Origin of the sequence: Paraburkholderia sp. FT54 (genome assembly GCF_031585635.1) — a bacterium.
In the GTDB taxonomy this organism is placed as follows: Bacteria; Pseudomonadota; Gammaproteobacteria; order Burkholderiales; family Burkholderiaceae; genus Paraburkholderia.
In genome coordinates this window covers 2512134-2527857 of the sequence record NZ_CP134196.1, presented here as the reverse complement: position 1 = coordinate 2527857, position 15724 = coordinate 2512134, and the positions used below count along the sequence as shown (strand labels likewise).

General features: G+C 60.0%; 9 protein-coding genes and 7 pseudogenes. 7 read left to right on the top strand and 9 right to left on the bottom strand.

Features of this window, described 5'->3' with window-relative positions; all coding sequences use genetic code 11:
• From scpA to RI103_RS30935, 7 genes and pseudogenes are all read left to right on the top strand, one after another.
• Positions 1-2121, top strand: a pseudogene (gene scpA / locus RI103_RS30965) (methylmalonyl-CoA mutase).
• Positions 2122-2327: 206 nt separating this feature from the next.
• A pseudogene (locus RI103_RS30960) lies at positions 2328-2591 on the top strand (IS6 family transposase); the annotation flags it as partial.
• Positions 2581-2829 (top strand): annotated as a pseudogene (locus tag RI103_RS30955) (transposase); the annotation flags it as partial. The pseudogenes RI103_RS30960 and RI103_RS30955, both read left to right, overlap by 11 nt.
• A gap of 915 nt (positions 2830-3744) precedes the next feature.
• Positions 3745-5100, top strand: coding sequence for an amidohydrolase family protein (locus RI103_RS30950; RefSeq protein WP_310816471.1), 1356 nt, complete (start codon positions 3745-3747; stop codon positions 5098-5100).
• A 49-nt stretch (positions 5101-5149) separates the two neighbouring features.
• The gene (locus tag RI103_RS30945; RefSeq protein WP_310816470.1) at positions 5150-6172 is read left to right on the top strand and encodes an ABC transporter substrate-binding protein; all 1023 of its coding nucleotides are present in this window, start codon (positions 5150-5152) and stop codon (positions 6170-6172) included.
• Between the two features lie 152 nt (positions 6173-6324).
• The gene (locus RI103_RS30940) at positions 6325-6972 is read left to right on the top strand and encodes an ABC transporter permease (RefSeq protein ID WP_310816468.1); all 648 of its coding nucleotides are present in this window, start codon (positions 6325-6327) and stop codon (positions 6970-6972) included.
• On the top strand, positions 6972-7757 hold the full coding sequence (locus tag RI103_RS30935) for an ABC transporter ATP-binding protein (protein WP_310816467.1): 786 nt from the start codon (positions 6972-6974) through the stop codon (positions 7755-7757). The genes RI103_RS30940 and RI103_RS30935 overlap by 1 nt, the downstream gene beginning before the upstream one ends.
• Positions 7758-8024: 267 nt before the next feature.
• On the opposite strand, the pseudogene RI103_RS30930 reads toward RI103_RS30935, so the two are convergent.
• The 9 genes and pseudogenes from RI103_RS30930 to RI103_RS30890 all read right to left on the bottom strand — a co-directional run.
• Positions 8025-8627: pseudogene (locus RI103_RS30930) on the bottom strand (IS110 family transposase); the annotation flags it as partial.
• 31 nt (positions 8628-8658) lie between these two features.
• A pseudogene (locus tag RI103_RS30925) lies at positions 8659-9003 on the bottom strand (DUF932 domain-containing protein); the annotation flags it as partial.
• A gap of 722 nt (positions 9004-9725) precedes the next feature.
• Positions 9726-9959: pseudogene (locus RI103_RS39750) on the bottom strand (response regulator transcription factor); the annotation flags it as partial.
• Between the two features lie 279 nt (positions 9960-10238).
• Positions 10239-10982 carry an HAD-IA family hydrolase gene (locus RI103_RS30915; RefSeq protein ID WP_310816465.1) on the bottom strand — a complete coding sequence of 248 codons (744 nt, stop codon included), beginning with the start codon at positions 10980-10982 and terminating at the stop codon, positions 10239-10241.
• Positions 10973-11440, bottom strand: coding sequence for a YbaK/prolyl-tRNA synthetase associated domain-containing protein (locus RI103_RS30910; RefSeq protein ID WP_310818617.1), 468 nt, complete (start codon positions 11438-11440; stop codon positions 10973-10975). Before RI103_RS30910 ends, RI103_RS30915 begins: the two co-directional genes overlap by 10 nt.
• A 176-nt stretch (positions 11441-11616) precedes the next feature.
• A pseudogene (locus RI103_RS30905) lies at positions 11617-11817 on the bottom strand (MFS transporter); the annotation flags it as partial.
• Between the two features lie 382 nt (positions 11818-12199).
• Positions 12200-13459 (bottom strand): dicarboxylate/amino acid:cation symporter, encoded by a 1260-nt coding sequence (locus tag RI103_RS30900; RefSeq protein ID WP_310816464.1) that lies wholly within the window; start codon positions 13457-13459, stop codon positions 12200-12202.
• A 26-nt stretch (positions 13460-13485) separates the two neighbouring features.
• Positions 13486-14634 (bottom strand): DSD1 family PLP-dependent enzyme, encoded by a 1149-nt coding sequence (locus tag RI103_RS30895; protein ID WP_310816463.1) that lies wholly within the window; start codon positions 14632-14634, stop codon positions 13486-13488.
• Between the two features lie 93 nt (positions 14635-14727).
• A complete protein-coding gene (locus RI103_RS30890) occupies positions 14728-15690 on the bottom strand; it encodes a threo-3-hydroxy-L-aspartate ammonia-lyase (RefSeq protein ID WP_310816462.1) in 963 nt (320 codons plus the stop codon).
• Between the last annotated feature and the right edge of the window lie 34 nt (positions 15691-15724).

Sequence of the window (15724 nt, the reverse complement as noted above, 5' to 3'; positions counted from 1 at the left end):
ATGCGCGGCGACCGGAACTTTGCCGATGAAAGTCGCGACGCGGTACGGCACGCGCCCAGTGCGGTACCGCTTAAAGCGCTGTATACGGCGAGCGATCTTGAAGGGGTGTCGCATCTCGGCAGTCGACCCGGTGAGGCGCCCTTCGTGCGAGGGCCCATGCGTCGATGTATACGCAAAAGCCGTGGACGATCCGTCAATACGCCGGCTATGCGGACGCGGCCGATTCGAATCTTGCATTCCGGACGGCGCTCGCCGAGGAGGCACAGGGCTTATCGGTTGCCTTCGATCTGCCGACGCATCGGGGCTACGATTCGGACGATCCTGCCGCGGTGGCCGATGTCGGCATGGCTGGAGTCGCAATCGACAGCGTCGAGGACATGAAGCGCCTGTTTCGGCAGATTCCGCTAGATCGGGTGTCGGTCTCGATGACGATGAACGGCGCTGTGCTGCCTGTACTGGCTGCATTCATCGTGGCAGCGCAAGAAAGTGGCGTGCACCCGGAGGCGCTTACGGGCACGATCCAGAATGACATCCTGAAGGAATACATGGTGCGCAATACCTGGATATTCGCGCCGGAGCCGTCCTTACGTATCGTCGCGGACGTCGTCGAGTATCTCGCCGAACGTGCGCCGCGCTTCAATGCAATGTCCGTCTCAGGCTACCATTTTCAGGAAGCGGGCGCGGATGCGGTACTCGAACTCGCGCTGACGCTGTCCAATGCGCGCACCTACGTCGATGCCCTGATGAAGCGTGGCATGAATGTCGAGCGCATCGGAGAACGGCTGAGTTTCTTTTTTGGCGTTGGCACCGAATTCTTTGTGGAAGTCGCCAAACTTCGCGCCGCTCGGGCCGTCTGGGCCGGGATAATGAGTGAACTGGGTGCACGTGGGGCTAGAGCGCAAGCTTTGCGCATGCATTGCCAGACGTCGGGATGGTCGCTCACTGCGCAGCATCCACAGAACAACATCGTCCGGACGACGATCGAGGCGATGGCCGCCGTGTTCGGCGGCACCCAGTCGCTGCATACCAATGCGTACGATGAGGCGCTTGCACTCCCGGGATCGGATGCGTCGAGGCTCGCGCGTGACACGCAGTTGATCATGCAGCATGAGATGGGCCTGTGCGATGTTATCGACCCGTGGGCGGGCTCGTACATGATGGAGTCGATTACCGACGATATTGCCCGGCGCGTGCGTGATCTGATGACGCAAATTGCTACGCAGGGAGGTGTCGTCGAAGCGATCCGCTCGGGTTGGGTACAGCAGCGCATTCACGAAGCCGCAACACGCACCCAGGCGTGGATCGATGCAGGGCAGCGTGTCGTCGTGGGTGTGAACCGGTTTCGATCACCGGATGCGGATACTCCGTCTAACTGTCTCGAGATCGACGGTCGGCGGGTTCGTGCCAGGCAAGTTCGGCAGTTGGCAGAACTGAAAAAACAGCGCGACGACGTCCTGGTTTCGCACGCGCTGGCGGTGCTCGCTGACGGTGCGCGTGACGGCACCGGCAACCTGCTGGCCCTCGCTATCGAGTGTGTCCGCGCGCGCGACAATCGGCGAATGCACGCGCGCGCTGGAGGCTGTCTGGCCGCGCTACAGGATACCCAGTCGTTTTAGCAGCGGAATCTACGGCGAAGCGCGGATGGTCGATGCGGCATGGCGTGACGCATGCAATCGTGTCAGTGCTCTTGCCGCGCGCCTCGGACGCCCGCCCCGGGTGCTCATCGCAAAGGTGGGACAGGACGGTCACGATCGGGGTGCAAAGACCGTGGCGGCGGCGTTGGCCGATGCCGGATTCTACGTGTCGCTCGGAGCGCTGTTCCGCTCGCCCGGAGAGGTGGTCGACGACGCCATCGCAGCGAAGGCCGATGTCGTCGGTATTTCGTCCCTATCGGGTGCGCATCTCGACCTTGTTGGCGAGGTCGTGCGCAGTCTGCGGGTCCGTCGACCCAGGGCAGCGGTTGTGGTTGGCGGCATCATTCCGGACGAGCACGCACGTTTTCTCAAACGCAATGGCATTTTTGCGGTGCTCGGACCTGGGACCGCGATGGAGTCGATTGTGGCGAGCTTTGTCGAAACCGTCGAACTGGCATTGGCATCGACATCGGCGGTTGCGAGGTGATGTCCGATCTTTCGGCCCAATGGCGTCTCGCGACGCAAGCGCGCTACGAAGTCACCTTGATCAACGGTTGGCCGGGAGCGGGGATTGTGTCTGTCTGAATTTTTAATGGACAAATCTACCCGATGTATACGACCGAGGCGATGCAGGAGGTTGTGCAACCGCCGCGGCTTTGTCAGGTTGCGGAGTCGGTGGCGTAAGATTACATGATGAAGAAACCGAAATCACTCTGTCACGGACATCGTTTCCTGGCAGCCGTCATCAGTTGCGCAGTTCGTTGATATTTTCGCTTCCAATTGAGTTTGCGTGACATCGAAAAATTGCTTTTCGAGCGAGGCGTGACCGTGACGTACGAGACGATCAGGTGCTGGTGTGACAAGTTCGGTAAGGACTTTGCCCACCGGGTGAAAGCCGCGCGCGGTAGGCCAGGCAGTACATGGCATCTCGACGAGAGTGTGTCACGAACACGAGGCAGTTCTTGATGAGATGCAGGTGCGACTTGATCATGCGCCTGAGATGATGCGCATCCGGCGACAGACTGTCGAGCACCCGTTCGGCACGAACAAAGCATGGATGGGCGCCACTCATTTCCTGACAAGAACTATCGAGCGGGTGAGCACGGAGATGAGCTTGCATGTGCTGGCGTACAACATGAAGCGGGTGATCAAACTACTCGGTTCAGAAGCGATTATGAAGGCGATGCGGGCGTGACGCACGCACGGGGTTGTTGAGCCTTCCCGATATGTTCCGCTGTGATTTGACGTTCGGGCTGCCGCAATCGGAAAGCCGCGACCTGGGGCGAGACAGGCTTCGTCAATTCCAGGTGGTTACGTGTTTTGACACAATCCGAGCCAGGAACGAACGATCGAAATGGCGGCGCGAATGACCGAAGTACCGGGACATTCGTTGAATATGTAATTGTCTCGCTCTCCATTCGGCACCGGCGATCGCGGTGCGCGGCATCGCCGGCGCCTCGGGCAACGGCCAGGCGAAGTTCGTCGAGGAGGGACTCACAGCGACGGTATCAGGGATTGGCGGACGCATTGTCAGGCAGCGCAATCGCGCTGCCGTTGTGCTGTTGTTCTCGGAGGACGCTGGAGAGATCACGGACTCGCCGATCGCGTCGCAATGGCGAGCGACGGGCAAATCGCCTACCACGTGCCAATCGAACAGAGCGACCGGGCAGGACAGGAAGCACAATGGCGGGAATTGCCGGCTCAAACCGAGGTCGTCCGAGGGCCAGTCAGCAGATCGACGTCAACGCACTGACTGAGCTCCGGGGCGTTGACGACAAAATAACTTTCGTTTAACGTCGCAACCGTTGAACGTAGCGCTCCTCGCATTCATCGAGGACATCGGGTTGGCGTGCCCGTCCGGCAAAAGGTGACCGCGATGCGCGACAACCCTGTTGGGCTGGCGAAGCCTACTTCGGCCCCGACAAGCGACGGTACAGCACAACTTACCATCATCAAGAACGCTCGCGTACTGACGATGGATCCTGCATGCCCTGAATGGGCATGTGCGGACATCGTTATCGAGAGGGGAACCATCTGCGCTATTGGGCCCGATGCGTCCCGAGGCGTCAGCGGTCAGCACACCGTAATCGATGGAGCCGGTCACCTGGTTATGCCGGGATTGATCAATGCCCACTTCCATTCGCCGACCAATTTTCTGAAGGGCGCCCTGGACAGCCTGCCCCTCGAACTCTTCATGCTCTATGAAGTGCCGAGCACCCCTGATGCCGCAGTGCCCGCCCGCACCGCATACGTACGCACGCAGCTTGGCGCTGCGGAAATGCTCAAGCTGGGTGTAACAGCCATACAGGATGACGCGTTCTTCCTGCCGTCTCCGAGTCACGCCGAGATCGATGCGGTGATGGGCGCGTATCGGGATATCGGGATTCGAGCGACGGTTGCTCTCGACCAGCCCAATCTCCCCGAAATCGCCAAACTCCCCTTTCTTGCCGAAATTGTTCCGGCTGAACTCAGAGCGCGGCTCGAAGCGCCAGCAGCGATGGAGGCGGACGAACTGCTGTGCCACTACGACTATCTGATCGACAACTGGCACCAGTTCGACGACGGACGGCTGCGAGCCGCCGTCTCCTGCTCGGCCCCGCAACGCGTCAGCGTCGGCTATCTTCGCGCCCTGGACGAATTGAGCCGCCGGCATGACCTGCCGTTTTACATCCATATGCTGGAGACCCGCCTGCAGCGCGTCTTCGGCGAAGTGTGCCTGAACGGCCGCTCGCTTATCCAGTATGTCGACGACCTGGCGCTCCTGTCGGACCGCATGAATGTCATCCATGCCGTGTGGATCGACGACACCGATATCGGTTTGCTAGCCAAGGCCCGAGCGCAGGTCATTCACAACCCGATCAGCAACCTTCGGCTGGGCAGCGGCGTCATGCCGTTCAGACGACTTGCGCAAGCTGGCGTTTCGATTGCGCTGGGCTCGGACGAAATCATCGCCGACGACTCAGTCAACCTATGGTCCGTCATGAAGACCGCCGCGCTCATCCATACGATCGGCGATCCGGATCCCGACCGCTGGCCGGTCGCTGGTGAAATCCTCAAGTGCATGTTCGAAGGGGGCGCCACAGCCATGCGCCAGGCCGATAGGCTCGGGCGCATTGCGCCGGGTTTCCAGGCCGACTTGATCATGCTCGACCTGGATACGCTGCCGTTCACCCCGCTCAACGATCTCGCCCGGCAACTCGTATACGCAGATGCGAGCCGGGCTGTCGTGATGACGATGGTCGCCGGGCGCGTGGTTATGCAAGACGGAAAGCTTCTGACCATCGACGAGCGGGCTTTGCGGCAGGAGGCCCGGACGATCATGGCTGCAGCCGTCGAGCAACGTGAAGCCCTGATGCGGGAAGCGGCCGGGTGGTTGCCGCACTACCGCGCCATGTACCAGAAGATGCTCGATATCGATGTCCGTATGAACCGATGGGTTGGCGACGCAAATCCAACGAGCAACTGATTTTCGTTCCTCTGCTTCTAACTCTGTTAATTCAATAGGGGTACATAGAATGTCATATCATTTCAAGCGTAAGATTACCACTCGTGCCGCCCTGTTTGCGCTGGGCTTCGTAGCAGCCACACAGGCTGCCCACGCGGAAGACAAAACAATCCGAGTGATATGCAACAACTGGTCCGGGTTCGCACCAGTCTTCGTGGCGAGCGACCTTGGCTACTTCAAACAGCTGGGGCTGAAGGTCTCCGTCAAGTTCGACGACGAACAAGCGGACGCGCTGGCAGGGATTGCCCATGGCGATATTGAAGTGGACATGCGCACAGTCGACGACTATCAGCGCCGCCCGCGCAGCCCTTCGACGCCCGGTGTCATGATCGGCACCATTGACGAGTCCAACGGCGGGGACGGCGTGGTAGCGGACGGTTCCATCAAGAAGGTCAGCGACCTGAAGGGAAAGGTTGTGGCAATGGAGACGGATATACCTGCCTACCTCCTCCTGCAACTTGAACTGAGCAAGGCCGGGCTCAGTTATGGGGACATAACGATCAAGCAGACTGCGGGATCTGACGCGTTATCTGTGTTCTCAGACCGCAGCGTTGCGGCGATCGGAACGTTCCAGCCGTTCATGAACAAGGCAATTACGCTCGACGCGAAACGCGGCGCTCATATTCTGGTTTCATCGGCGAGCTACCCGGGTACGATTGTGGACGCAATCATCGTCAACCAGTCAAAACTCCAAGCTGACCCGCTCGCCTACAAGAACTTCCTGATCGGCGTGTACAAGGCGATTGCCTATTACAACGCCAAGCCGGCTGAGTTCATCCATCTTGCCGCCCCTCACTTCAATCAGAGCGACAAGGACTTCAAGGCAAGCATCGATGGAAGCCTTTCCTACACATCGATCGACACCGCGAAGCATTATTTTGGCGCCACTGACGCGCCGGGCTCCATTTACAAGACCTTCGACACGCTGATGAAGCTGAATCTGGCGAACGGTGCGTCGGACCACACGCTGTCGGCAGCCGGCTCGTTCGACGGTTCGGTGTTGCAATCCATCTCCGCTACCGAGCTCAAGTGAACAAACCGCTTCCGAACGCCTTCTCCTTTCGCGGAAGCATCAGTCGCCGGGCCAACATTCTGATTGGCCTCGGCGCCTGTTTCGCAGTCTTGCTGGTGTGGCAGATGTCGTCATGGGACGGATGGGTCGATCCGACCTTTCTACCGTCGCCAATGGAGATCGCGCAAAGCCTCTGGACCATGACCCTCGAAGGGCAGATCGTCGGCAATGCGCTGGTCTCGATCGGCCGCATTCTCGCTGCATTTGCGCTATCGGCGGCAATGGCGATTCCCATTGGCCTGTTGATGAGCAGCTATCGTCCAGTGAACGCCGCGCTCGAACCGATGGTGGATTTCATCCGGTACTTGCCGACGCCGGCGCTGGTGCCGATCTCTATCATCTGGTTCGGTGTCGGAGAGGAAACGAAGATCTTCCTGCTATGGCTGGGAACGTTCTTTCAGCTCGTCTTGCTGGTGGTCGACGATGCCAACCGCGTTCCCAACGAGTACATCGAGATCGCACGTACGCTCGGCGGCCGCCCGTTCCAGATTCTTATCGATATCGCCTGGCGATCGATGCTGCCCAACCTCGTCGACAACCTGCGCATTACGCTCGGCTGGTGCTGGACCTACCTGATCATTGCTGAAATCGTGGCCTCAGACAGCGGCCTGGGCTTCGTCATATGGAACGCACGCCGTTACATGCAGACAGACCGGGTCATGGCCGGAGTGTTTGTGATCGGCATGATCGGACTTGTCAGCGACCAGCTCATTCGTGCATTTCATCGGCGCCTGTTCCGCTATCTCAAGAGCACTGATTGATGAACATTCGAACCACCGAGTACCTTGTTTTCGACGGGGTCACCAAGCGCTTTGGCGGGTTGCCAGTCGTGGAAACACCCTTCGACCTGACGATCCCGCGAGGCCAGTTCGTCGTATTTCTCGGGCCCTCCGGTTGCGGCAAGACCACGCTGATGCGAATGTCGGGTGGCCTCGACACGCCGAGCACGGGCGAAATCCGGCTTGAAGGCGAGCCGGTCGGCAAACCCGACCAGCGACGCGGCATGGTGTTTCAATCGTACTCGTCATTTCCCTGGCTAACCGTCAGCCAGAACGTGGCCTTTGGCATGCGCTACAGAGTCGACCTTGGCAAGGACGAAAAGCGCCGTCGCACTGACCACTATCTTCGCCTTGTCGGCCTTCATGAGTTCGCCGCCACTTACCCGAACCGGATCTCTGGAGGCATGCGCCAGCGCGTCGCGATCGCCCGGACGCTCGCTGCGGGTTCCGAAGTGCTGCTGATGGATGAGCCATTTGGCGCTCTTGACGCGCAGCGGCGCGAGCAGCTGCAGGTGGAGTTACGCCGCATCCAAAGTGAGGAGTCGCGTACGGTCATCTTTGTTACTCACGATGTCGAAGAAGCGGTCTTCCTTGCTGACAGGATCATCGTGTTTTCGCGAAGACCCGCACGGGTGCTCGAGGACATCGACGTGACCTCTCAGTTGGGGAGAACGCGGTCCCTGGCGCTGAGAGATAGTGAGATGTTCTTTCACATGAAGACGAAAATCATTCAGACAGTCCGCGAAACGACTGGAATTGAATACTGACTGCGCCTGCGCCCCAAACGCTATGCTCAACCGCTCCTTTCTGGCGAGGTGTGCATCGGCTATTGCCGGGCGTGGAGGGCGGCTTTCCCCGGGATAGCGTTCGCAAGGTCTTCCCCCGAGAGTCAAGCCCGGGGTTCGATTTTTTTCGACGCTTGCAGACATTTGACGCGCACGTACAGGTGGGCCGGTTGGCGTAGTCATTTCATTTTCCTCAAGTCGGCTGCTGCTGTCGCGTCGAAGCAATACCAGGAACAGCGTCCTGCCACCGGAGCTGTGCTGGCGTGGGGTCAGGCCAAGCCAGGCACCGAACTGCTGCCCATTGCGGAAGATCTTCGCGTCGGGAACGGTCGCAGCCAGGGCACTGGATGTCACCGGACCGACGCCGAGCAGTTCGCCGGCGCGTCTTGCAACGTCACTGCTTCTGGCGTGAGTGGCGATCTGCTGGTCGCAGCGGGCAAGCCGCGGGTTTAGCGCCGCCAGTTCCAGCAGCATCGCACGCATCGGGTCAGGCAGCCTGGCGTCTTCGATCAGGATCGGCAACGCGCTGAAAAAACGTTCCGCAGAACGTGCGATCACCACGCCGGATTCGGCCAGCAGTCCGCGGGTCCGGTTCAGCAACGCGGTACGTTCCTCCTGCCAGCCATTACGCACGCTATGCCACGCCAGGATCGCCTGCTGCTCGACGGATTTGATCGCCACAAACCGCATCGTCGGCTGCCGCGCCGCAACGGCGATGGCCTCAGCATCGGCTGCATCATTCTTGCCACCCGGTCTGAACGGCTTGACGAACTCGGCTGGAATCAGCCGGGCCGTGTGACCACGCGCGGCAAACCAGCGTCCCCAGTGATGGGATGAGCCACAGGCCTCCATCGCGACGCGGCACGGGGACAGCTGTTCAGCCCATCGGACAGCTGCTCGTGCCGTCGTGCGAGTTCAGCAGCACGATTTCGTCGGCTTCCTCGCCTTCGATCTCGTTGGCGTGACGCAGGCGCAGCAGGTGTTTTGTGTATTCGCGCCGGTCGTCATGCCGCACGCGTGTCTGGCAGACCATGAACGGCTGGAAGCCTTCATTGCGCAGGCCGCGCAGCACGTCGATGGTCGGGATGTAGGTGTAGCGCTCAGAACGGCTTTCATGCTTGCCGTCCGCGAAAATGGACCGCGCGACGTGGCGGATCTGGTCGTCCGAGAGCGGGGAATTGGCGCGCAGCATCGGGGAGCTGGAACGGAAGGAAGAAGCGAGGTGCATGGCAGTCTCCACAGTCAAGGGTCACGGGCGGGGTTAAGGCCCTCGGGCGGGCGCAGGAATGCGCCGTGCCGTTGCGGCTGGGCACCTTCCGGTGGAACTCGGGGTTGGCTTTGCTGCCGCTAGGCTCCCGGGTTTCCGCCCGTGCGACTGAAGGAGCCGATAGCGGGCGGGCGTCAAGGAGAAAGGCGAGGGAGGGGGCGGGCAACACGGTCCCTCGCCCCTTGATGCCCGCCCGCTATCGGCTACGGTCGCGGGTCGAGGGCGGTAATTAGGGAGTCGGGTGCATGCCATGTCCCGGGTTGACCGGGAGGCGCTGCAGCGCCGCAGGTGCGTGGGCGTGGCCGTGCCGGCCCCGCCTTCCTTGAGGACGGCGGGGTTGACTGCTGCGCCAGGGATTGATGCCCGTCAGGGGCGAGACGCGGAACGGGGCTCGATGCGCAGCGCGAAAGCCCGGGTCACGGCGCGTGAGCGGCTGGATGCGCCCAACCAGTAGCGATCGAACGAGGCAGTGCATCACAATGCCCGCTTGCCGAGTCTGTTGGGTTCTACGGTGCTGACATCTGGCCGGATGGGCATGCGGCGAAATCACGACGCGCCAGCCCGTGAGGTGCGACGGGTCCCTGAGGTGGCCATCCCGGGCCATCCATCCGTGAGGAAGGGCGGCCATCGTGCCCTGCGCAAAACGGACTAACGGCGGATCGCTGGCCACTATTGCAAAGAGGTCACATGCCTGGGCGCCAGCGGCGGTGACCGCCATGGGGCAGACGGGGCTGGATACCAAGCGATTCGGCCTTGCGGACAAGGTCTGGCATAGAGAGCGCATTCATCTTGCGCATCCACCTGTCCGCGGTGGACCTTCACGGCAATCCGCTCGGGTTCATTCCGGAGGCAATCTGCTTGTTCAGTAGGCCGGACAGCACAAAGGCCATGACCTCTTTCTCGCGCGGAGAGAGTGATACGACGCCCGCAGATCCGCCGGCAGTATCTCCCGCAACCCGCACAGCGCTTTGGGGCAACTGGCGCGGGACCAGTTCCGGCAATTGAGTCAACCAGAAGCCGGCCAGCCAGATAACTTATGAGTGGTGAACTCGGCGGGGTAAGGTCAGGATGAATCGGCGAGACATTGTGCATCAGCCAGCGGCTTCCGCTCCCTGCGTCGGACGGAGCTATTGGGCGACGTCGCGCGGCAAGCAATAGCCTGGAGTTGGGACCAAAGTCGTGGGCCACGAAGGCGTCTACGTAATACGGAATTGACCAGCTGATAAGTCGGCCGGTCCGCCGAGGGCGCGACAGAGCACCGACAAGTCGCGAATTGTGAGGTGCGGGGAGCGGGCACAATGCTCCAGAAATCTCGTCTCGAGATGATTCTGGCGAACCAGCCATGCCGCCTGCAACCCGGCACCCAACGCCCCGAGAATGTCCAGGTGAAAGTCATCCCCCACGTGAAGCAAATCTGTTGGATGCACGTCCGCTGCCCGGGCAGCCGCATGGAATATTTCGGGCTCAGGTTTGGCAATCCCCAGAGCACGAGCACTTAACGTTTCGCGAAAGAACTCAGCACCGCCAGTCAGCCGGAGGTCTGCGTTGCCGTTAGTCACTGCGACGAGTGGAAACCTGGCACTCAACCATGCAAGCGCTGGCAAAGCGTCTTCATAAAACTCGACCTGCTGTCGGGCTGAATAGAAGACATCGTATGCGCTGTCAGTGAGAGTTACATCTTCCTTCGCCAGCTCCAACGCGAGTCTGATTGAACCGATTCTCAAAGCACGGTAGTCGTTGACGAGGTCCGGGCGCGAACGCTCGTACTCGTCTCGCAACCGACCGAGCGTATGCCATGCAGGCAGTACGCTCGCAGTATTTGGCGCGTGCTCAATCAGCCATGAATGAAGAGTCGCTTCGGCACGCTCGACGGAAGGCCTAAATGGCCACAGGGTGTCATCAAGGTCGAATGAGATTGCGGATACTTTGCCTAAACGCATAGCGGCTGAAGGAGCGGGCGTGCAATCCGCACGTAATCGGCCGAACTGAGGACTATGGACTTGTCGAGCCGAGCGGCGTTGAACGCGATTTCGTCAAAACTGTCAATCAAAGCCGGGTCAACAATCAACTTTATATTCGCAGAGAACGAAAACGGAGGGATTGCACCAATAACGCACCCCGTTTCATGCTGCGCTTCTTCGGCTGAGGCCAGTGTGGCCTTCTTGAACCCTGCAGCTGCCGCCACTTTCTTGAAGTCCAGCTTCCTGTCGCCGGGAAGGATAGCGAGAATCAATGCCTGCCCATCATCTTTGCTCTTGCAGAGCATCGCCTTTGCACCTTGCCCTGGCGACGTTCCGCGAATGGCGGCAACCGCGTCAGACCGTCCCTCCGCAGGATGTTCGATTACACGATACCTGGCGCCCTCGCGCGCTAGCAGGGCGACCAGCTTCTCATACATGGTTGGCATGTTGTTCGATTCCCTCGACATATAACCAGGTCGGCGTCACATAACTGCGCTGCCCTGAGTCAATTTCGCCCCCCAGGAAAGCGAGTTGAAGCTTACGTAGCGACCAGCGAGCATAGCCGCTCAGGGTCGACATTTCCACCGCTGATGATGCCAATGCGTTTGCCTTTGGTCACCATCAGCCCGGCAGTGGGCGTGACGCCGAGATCCCGTGCAATCTGCGGCAGCAGACCGACGGGCAAAAACTCCGTGGTGACAAACGCAAATGCGCCGATCGTCACCGATCCCACCGCCAGCCACTCGCGCAATGGGGACGAGTCGCCGTTTTCCGGCGGATCGTTACCCGCCGGCTGATTCTGTTCCATCATCATGATTCTGTTTTCAGTCTACATATGGGTGATCGAATGTTGGGACGGGCGCCGCCGCGCCGTAGGACCGGTCGTTTGGGGGGAAATCACATCATAGAAAAAGCCCTGTTTCCAGAGGCGTTGTTCATCGATGGACAGGCGGCGTGCCGCAGAAGTCAGCCTCCTTTCTCCGGCGCCACGCATTGAACGTCTGCTCTAGCGGCGGACTGCCTTCGTTGTGACCTGAATGGACGCTGGGTCGCTTGATAGCACCTCGTCACTGCTGCCTGCTGACCTGTCTGGACCGCCTAAAGAATTGCGGGATTCATGCGCCAATGTGCCAGGGACAAGGCACGCTTTCCCAGCGAGCTCTGACGTTCTTCTTGCGGCCCTAACAACAGCGCCCTCATTCAAGGCTCGCGGCGGTAACGCCTATGTCGTTGCGGCGCGCTTCCCATTTTGCAATCACGGCAGTCGCGACACTGTTGCCGATCACATTCGTCATCGTGCGGCCCATGTCGAGAATCTGGTCAATCGCCAATACCATCACCACGCCGTCAAGCGGCAAGTGAAAGAGCGGCGCCACGGCGGCAACGACCACCACTGAGCCGCGCGGCACGCTGGCCATCCCCTTGCTGCTCAGCATCAGCACGAGCAACATCACGATCTGTTGCGACAGTGGCATGTCGATGCCGAAAGCTTGTGCGATAAAGATCGCCGCGAACGACTGATACATCATCGAGCCGTCCAGATTGAACACGTAACCCAGCGGCAACGTGAACCCGACCACTTTCTTGTCGACACCGAATTTCTCGAGCGCTTCGATCAGGCGCGGATAGGCAGCTTCGCTACTGGCGGTCGAAAAGGCCAGCATTGCCGGTTCGCGGACCGCCTTGATCAACGGACCGGTCCGCTTGCCGAGGAAACAATATCCGACGCCGATGAGAATCCCCCACAGCAGAACCAGACCGAGATAGAACGAGCCGATCAGTTTGCCGTAAGTGATCAGGATGCCGAGGCCGCGCAACGTCACAGCCGAGGCGATCGCTCCAAACACGCCAAACGGCGCCACGCGCATTACGTAGCCAGTCAGGCGCAGCATGACTTCCACCAGCCCGTCGATGGCCTGTACCAGCACCTTGACGCGGGGATCATGTTTGAGCGCACCCAGCCCAAGGCCGAACAGTAACGAGAACACCAGAATCTGCAGGATGTCGTTGCGGGCCATCGCGTCGAGCAGGCTGTTCGGGAACGCATGTTCGACGATGTCCTTGAAGTTCAGGCCGGCTGTGTTGAGGCCGGTATTGATGTTGTCGCCACTCGAAGTCATGTGCAATCCGCTGCCAGGCTGCAGCGCATTGGCCAATAGCAGACCAAGCACCAGCGAGACCAGCGAGGCACACAGGAACCAAACGACAGTGCGCAAACCGATGCGGCCGACATCTTGACCGCCGTCCATGCCGGCCAGTCCTGAAACAAGCGTCGCGAAAACGAGCGGCGCGATGATCATCTTGATGAGCCGCAGGAAAATGTCCGTAATGATCGAGAAATATCCGGCGATGACCTTGGCTTGGGCTGCGTTGGCGGCACCGGCATGGCAGGCATATCCGGCGACAACACCCAGTACCATACCGACGGCGATATAGAATGTGAGGCGATTTTTCATCGTGTTCCTTTCGGGGTATGGTCGCTTTACCAGCCGTAGCTGCGCGGCCAGCCGGTGATTTCGCCGTTGGCATTCTGCGCTTGATAAACCGGATATTGAGCGCCGGTCGCACAGGCGTGATTCGGCAAGATGCGCAATTTCGTTCCGATGGGGAAGCGCTCGGCGATATCGCATTGGCCCGCAGCGTCTACGCAAGTCTCTTCGGCAAGAGCGACAATGCCGTGCTCCTGGTTCGCGCCGATCATCTGATACCCCGCCATCACCGTACCGTCCAGTGCGCACACCTGGCCATACCCATAGTCACGAGATTGTTTCGAGGTCCCACGGTCTCGACTCATGGCCATCCAGCCTGCGTCGACGATCGCCCAACCCTTGTCGATCTGGTGCCCGATGACCGTCGTCAACACGCTAAGCGCGATGTCATCGATTTTGCACACACCGACGTTATGCATCACCAAGTCGAAAAATACGTAGACTCCGGCGCGAACTTCCGTTACACCGTCTAGCTGTTGAGCGGCGAGTGCAGTCGGCGTCGATCCGACGCTGACTGTTTCACAAGGCAACCCGGCGTCGCGCAGCCGTTGCGCGGCCCGCACGCAACCGGCGCGCTCTTGTTCCGCCATGACAGCCAGCGCCTCGGGCGTATTCAACTCGTAGCTGGAGCCGGCGTGGGTCATCACCCCTCCCAGACGGGCTCCGTTCTCATGCAGCGCTCGTCCGACACTCAGGAGAAGCGAGTCCTCCGCCTGGATCCCCGACCGATGACCGTCCGTATCGATCTCGATCCAGACTTCGAAAGTCTCCCCATGGGCACGGCCAAACTCGGCGACCGCCTTGGCCGATTCGACGTTGTCCACGATCAGCTTCAAGTCGCAGCCTTTGCGCCGCAGGGCGAGTGCTCGCTCCAGCTTGGATGGAACGATGCTCACCGCGTACAGAATGTCCTTTTCGCCCGCGGCAAAGAATTGTTCCGCTTCCTGCAATGTCGAAACGGTAATCCCCGACGCGCCGGCATCGGCCTGAGCCTTCCAGACTTGCACGCACTTGGACGTCTTTACATGCGGTCGAAACGTCACGCCGAGCCGCGCCAAATGCTGCTGCATGCGCTCGATGTTCCGCACCATTCGCGACTGGTCTATGAGCGCTGCCGGCGTTTCCAATTCTTTTAACGACATATAACTAGTTATCCTAAATACATCAAGTTACGACAATACCAAACCGCAAGCCGTCTTTCGACGGCCGTCATATTTTATGAAACCGTGCTTGAATCAGGCGGCCAGGAAACTGGCATAGCGGCCGATGTCGACGTTGCCTCCGCTGACGATGACACCGACTCGCTTGCCTTTGAATTCGTCGCGCATCTCGCGTGCCGCGGCAAAGCCAAGGCAGCCAGTCGGCTCGATGACCATCTTCATGCGTTCGGCGAAAAAACGCATGCATGCAACGAGCTGATCGTCGGTGACTGTCAAGATGTCGTCCACGTCTCGTCGAATAATCGGGAAGGTATATTGCCCGAGATGCTGGGTTTGCGCGCCGTCGGCAATGGTTTTCGGCGTGTCGATATGCACGATGGCGCCGGATCTGAAAGACTGCTGACCGTCGTTGCCGGCCTCCGGTTCGACACCGTAGATCTTGCAATGCGGGGAGAGCTCACGGGCCGCGAGCGCGGACCCGGCAAGCAGGCCGCCGCCGCCCAGGCACACGAACAGTCCGTCGAGCTCGCCCACTTCCTCGATCAGCTCTTTCGCCGCCGTACCCTGACCTGCGATCACATGCGGGTGGTCATACGGCGGGATCAAGGTCAATCCATGCCTGGCGGCGAGGTCGAGGCCGATCTGTTCGCGGTCTTCCGTGTAACGATCGTAGGTCACCACATTGCCACCATAGCCCTTCGTCGCGGCAACCTTGGCGGCAGGCGCATCCAGGGGCATCACGATGGTTGCCGGGATGCCCAGCGATCTTGCCGCCAAGGCGATCGCCTGCGCATGGTTACCCGATGAAAAGGCAACTACGCCTCTTTCGCGCTGACGCTCGTCAAACTGCATTAGCGCGTTCATCGCGCCGCGGAACTTGAAGGCACCCATGCGCTGGAAATTTTCACACTTGAAGAACACCTGCGCGCCTAGCTCGGCGTCTACCGTGCGCGAAGTCATGACTGGGGTCTTGCGGACCTCGGTCTTGATTCGCTCAGCCGCCGTCTTTACATCGAAATACGTAGGAAGATCGTGCATATCAATATTGATTCATGGATGAGGTCTATGTGGC

Bases quoted from the DNA above. Each gene is read 5' to 3' on its own strand.
- RI103_RS30950 (WP_310816471.1), top strand. From the start codon at position 3,745: ATGCCGGGATTGATCAATGCCCACTTCCATTCGCCGACCAATTTTCTG.
- RI103_RS30945 (WP_310816470.1), top strand. From the start codon at position 5,150: ATGTCATATCATTTCAAGCGTAAGATTACCACTCGTGCCGCCCTGTTT.
- RI103_RS30940 (WP_310816468.1), top strand. From the start codon at position 6,325: ATGGAGATCGCGCAAAGCCTCTGGACCATGACCCTCGAAGGGCAGATC.
- RI103_RS30935 (WP_310816467.1), top strand. From the start codon at position 6,972: ATGAACATTCGAACCACCGAGTACCTTGTTTTCGACGGGGTCACCAAG.
- RI103_RS30915 (WP_310816465.1), bottom strand. From the start codon at position 10,982: ATGCGTTTAGGCAAAGTATCCGCAATCTCATTCGACCTTGATGACACC.
- RI103_RS30910 (WP_310818617.1), bottom strand. From the start codon at position 11,440: ATGTATGAGAAGCTGGTCGCCCTGCTAGCGCGCGAGGGCGCCAGGTAT.
- RI103_RS30900 (WP_310816464.1), bottom strand. From the start codon at position 13,459: ATGAAAAATCGCCTCACATTCTATATCGCCGTCGGTATGGTACTGGGT.
- RI103_RS30895 (WP_310816463.1), bottom strand. From the start codon at position 14,634: ATGTCGTTAAAAGAATTGGAAACGCCGGCAGCGCTCATAGACCAGTCG.
- RI103_RS30890 (WP_310816462.1), bottom strand. From the start codon at position 15,690: ATGCACGATCTTCCTACGTATTTCGATGTAAAGACGGCGGCTGAGCGA.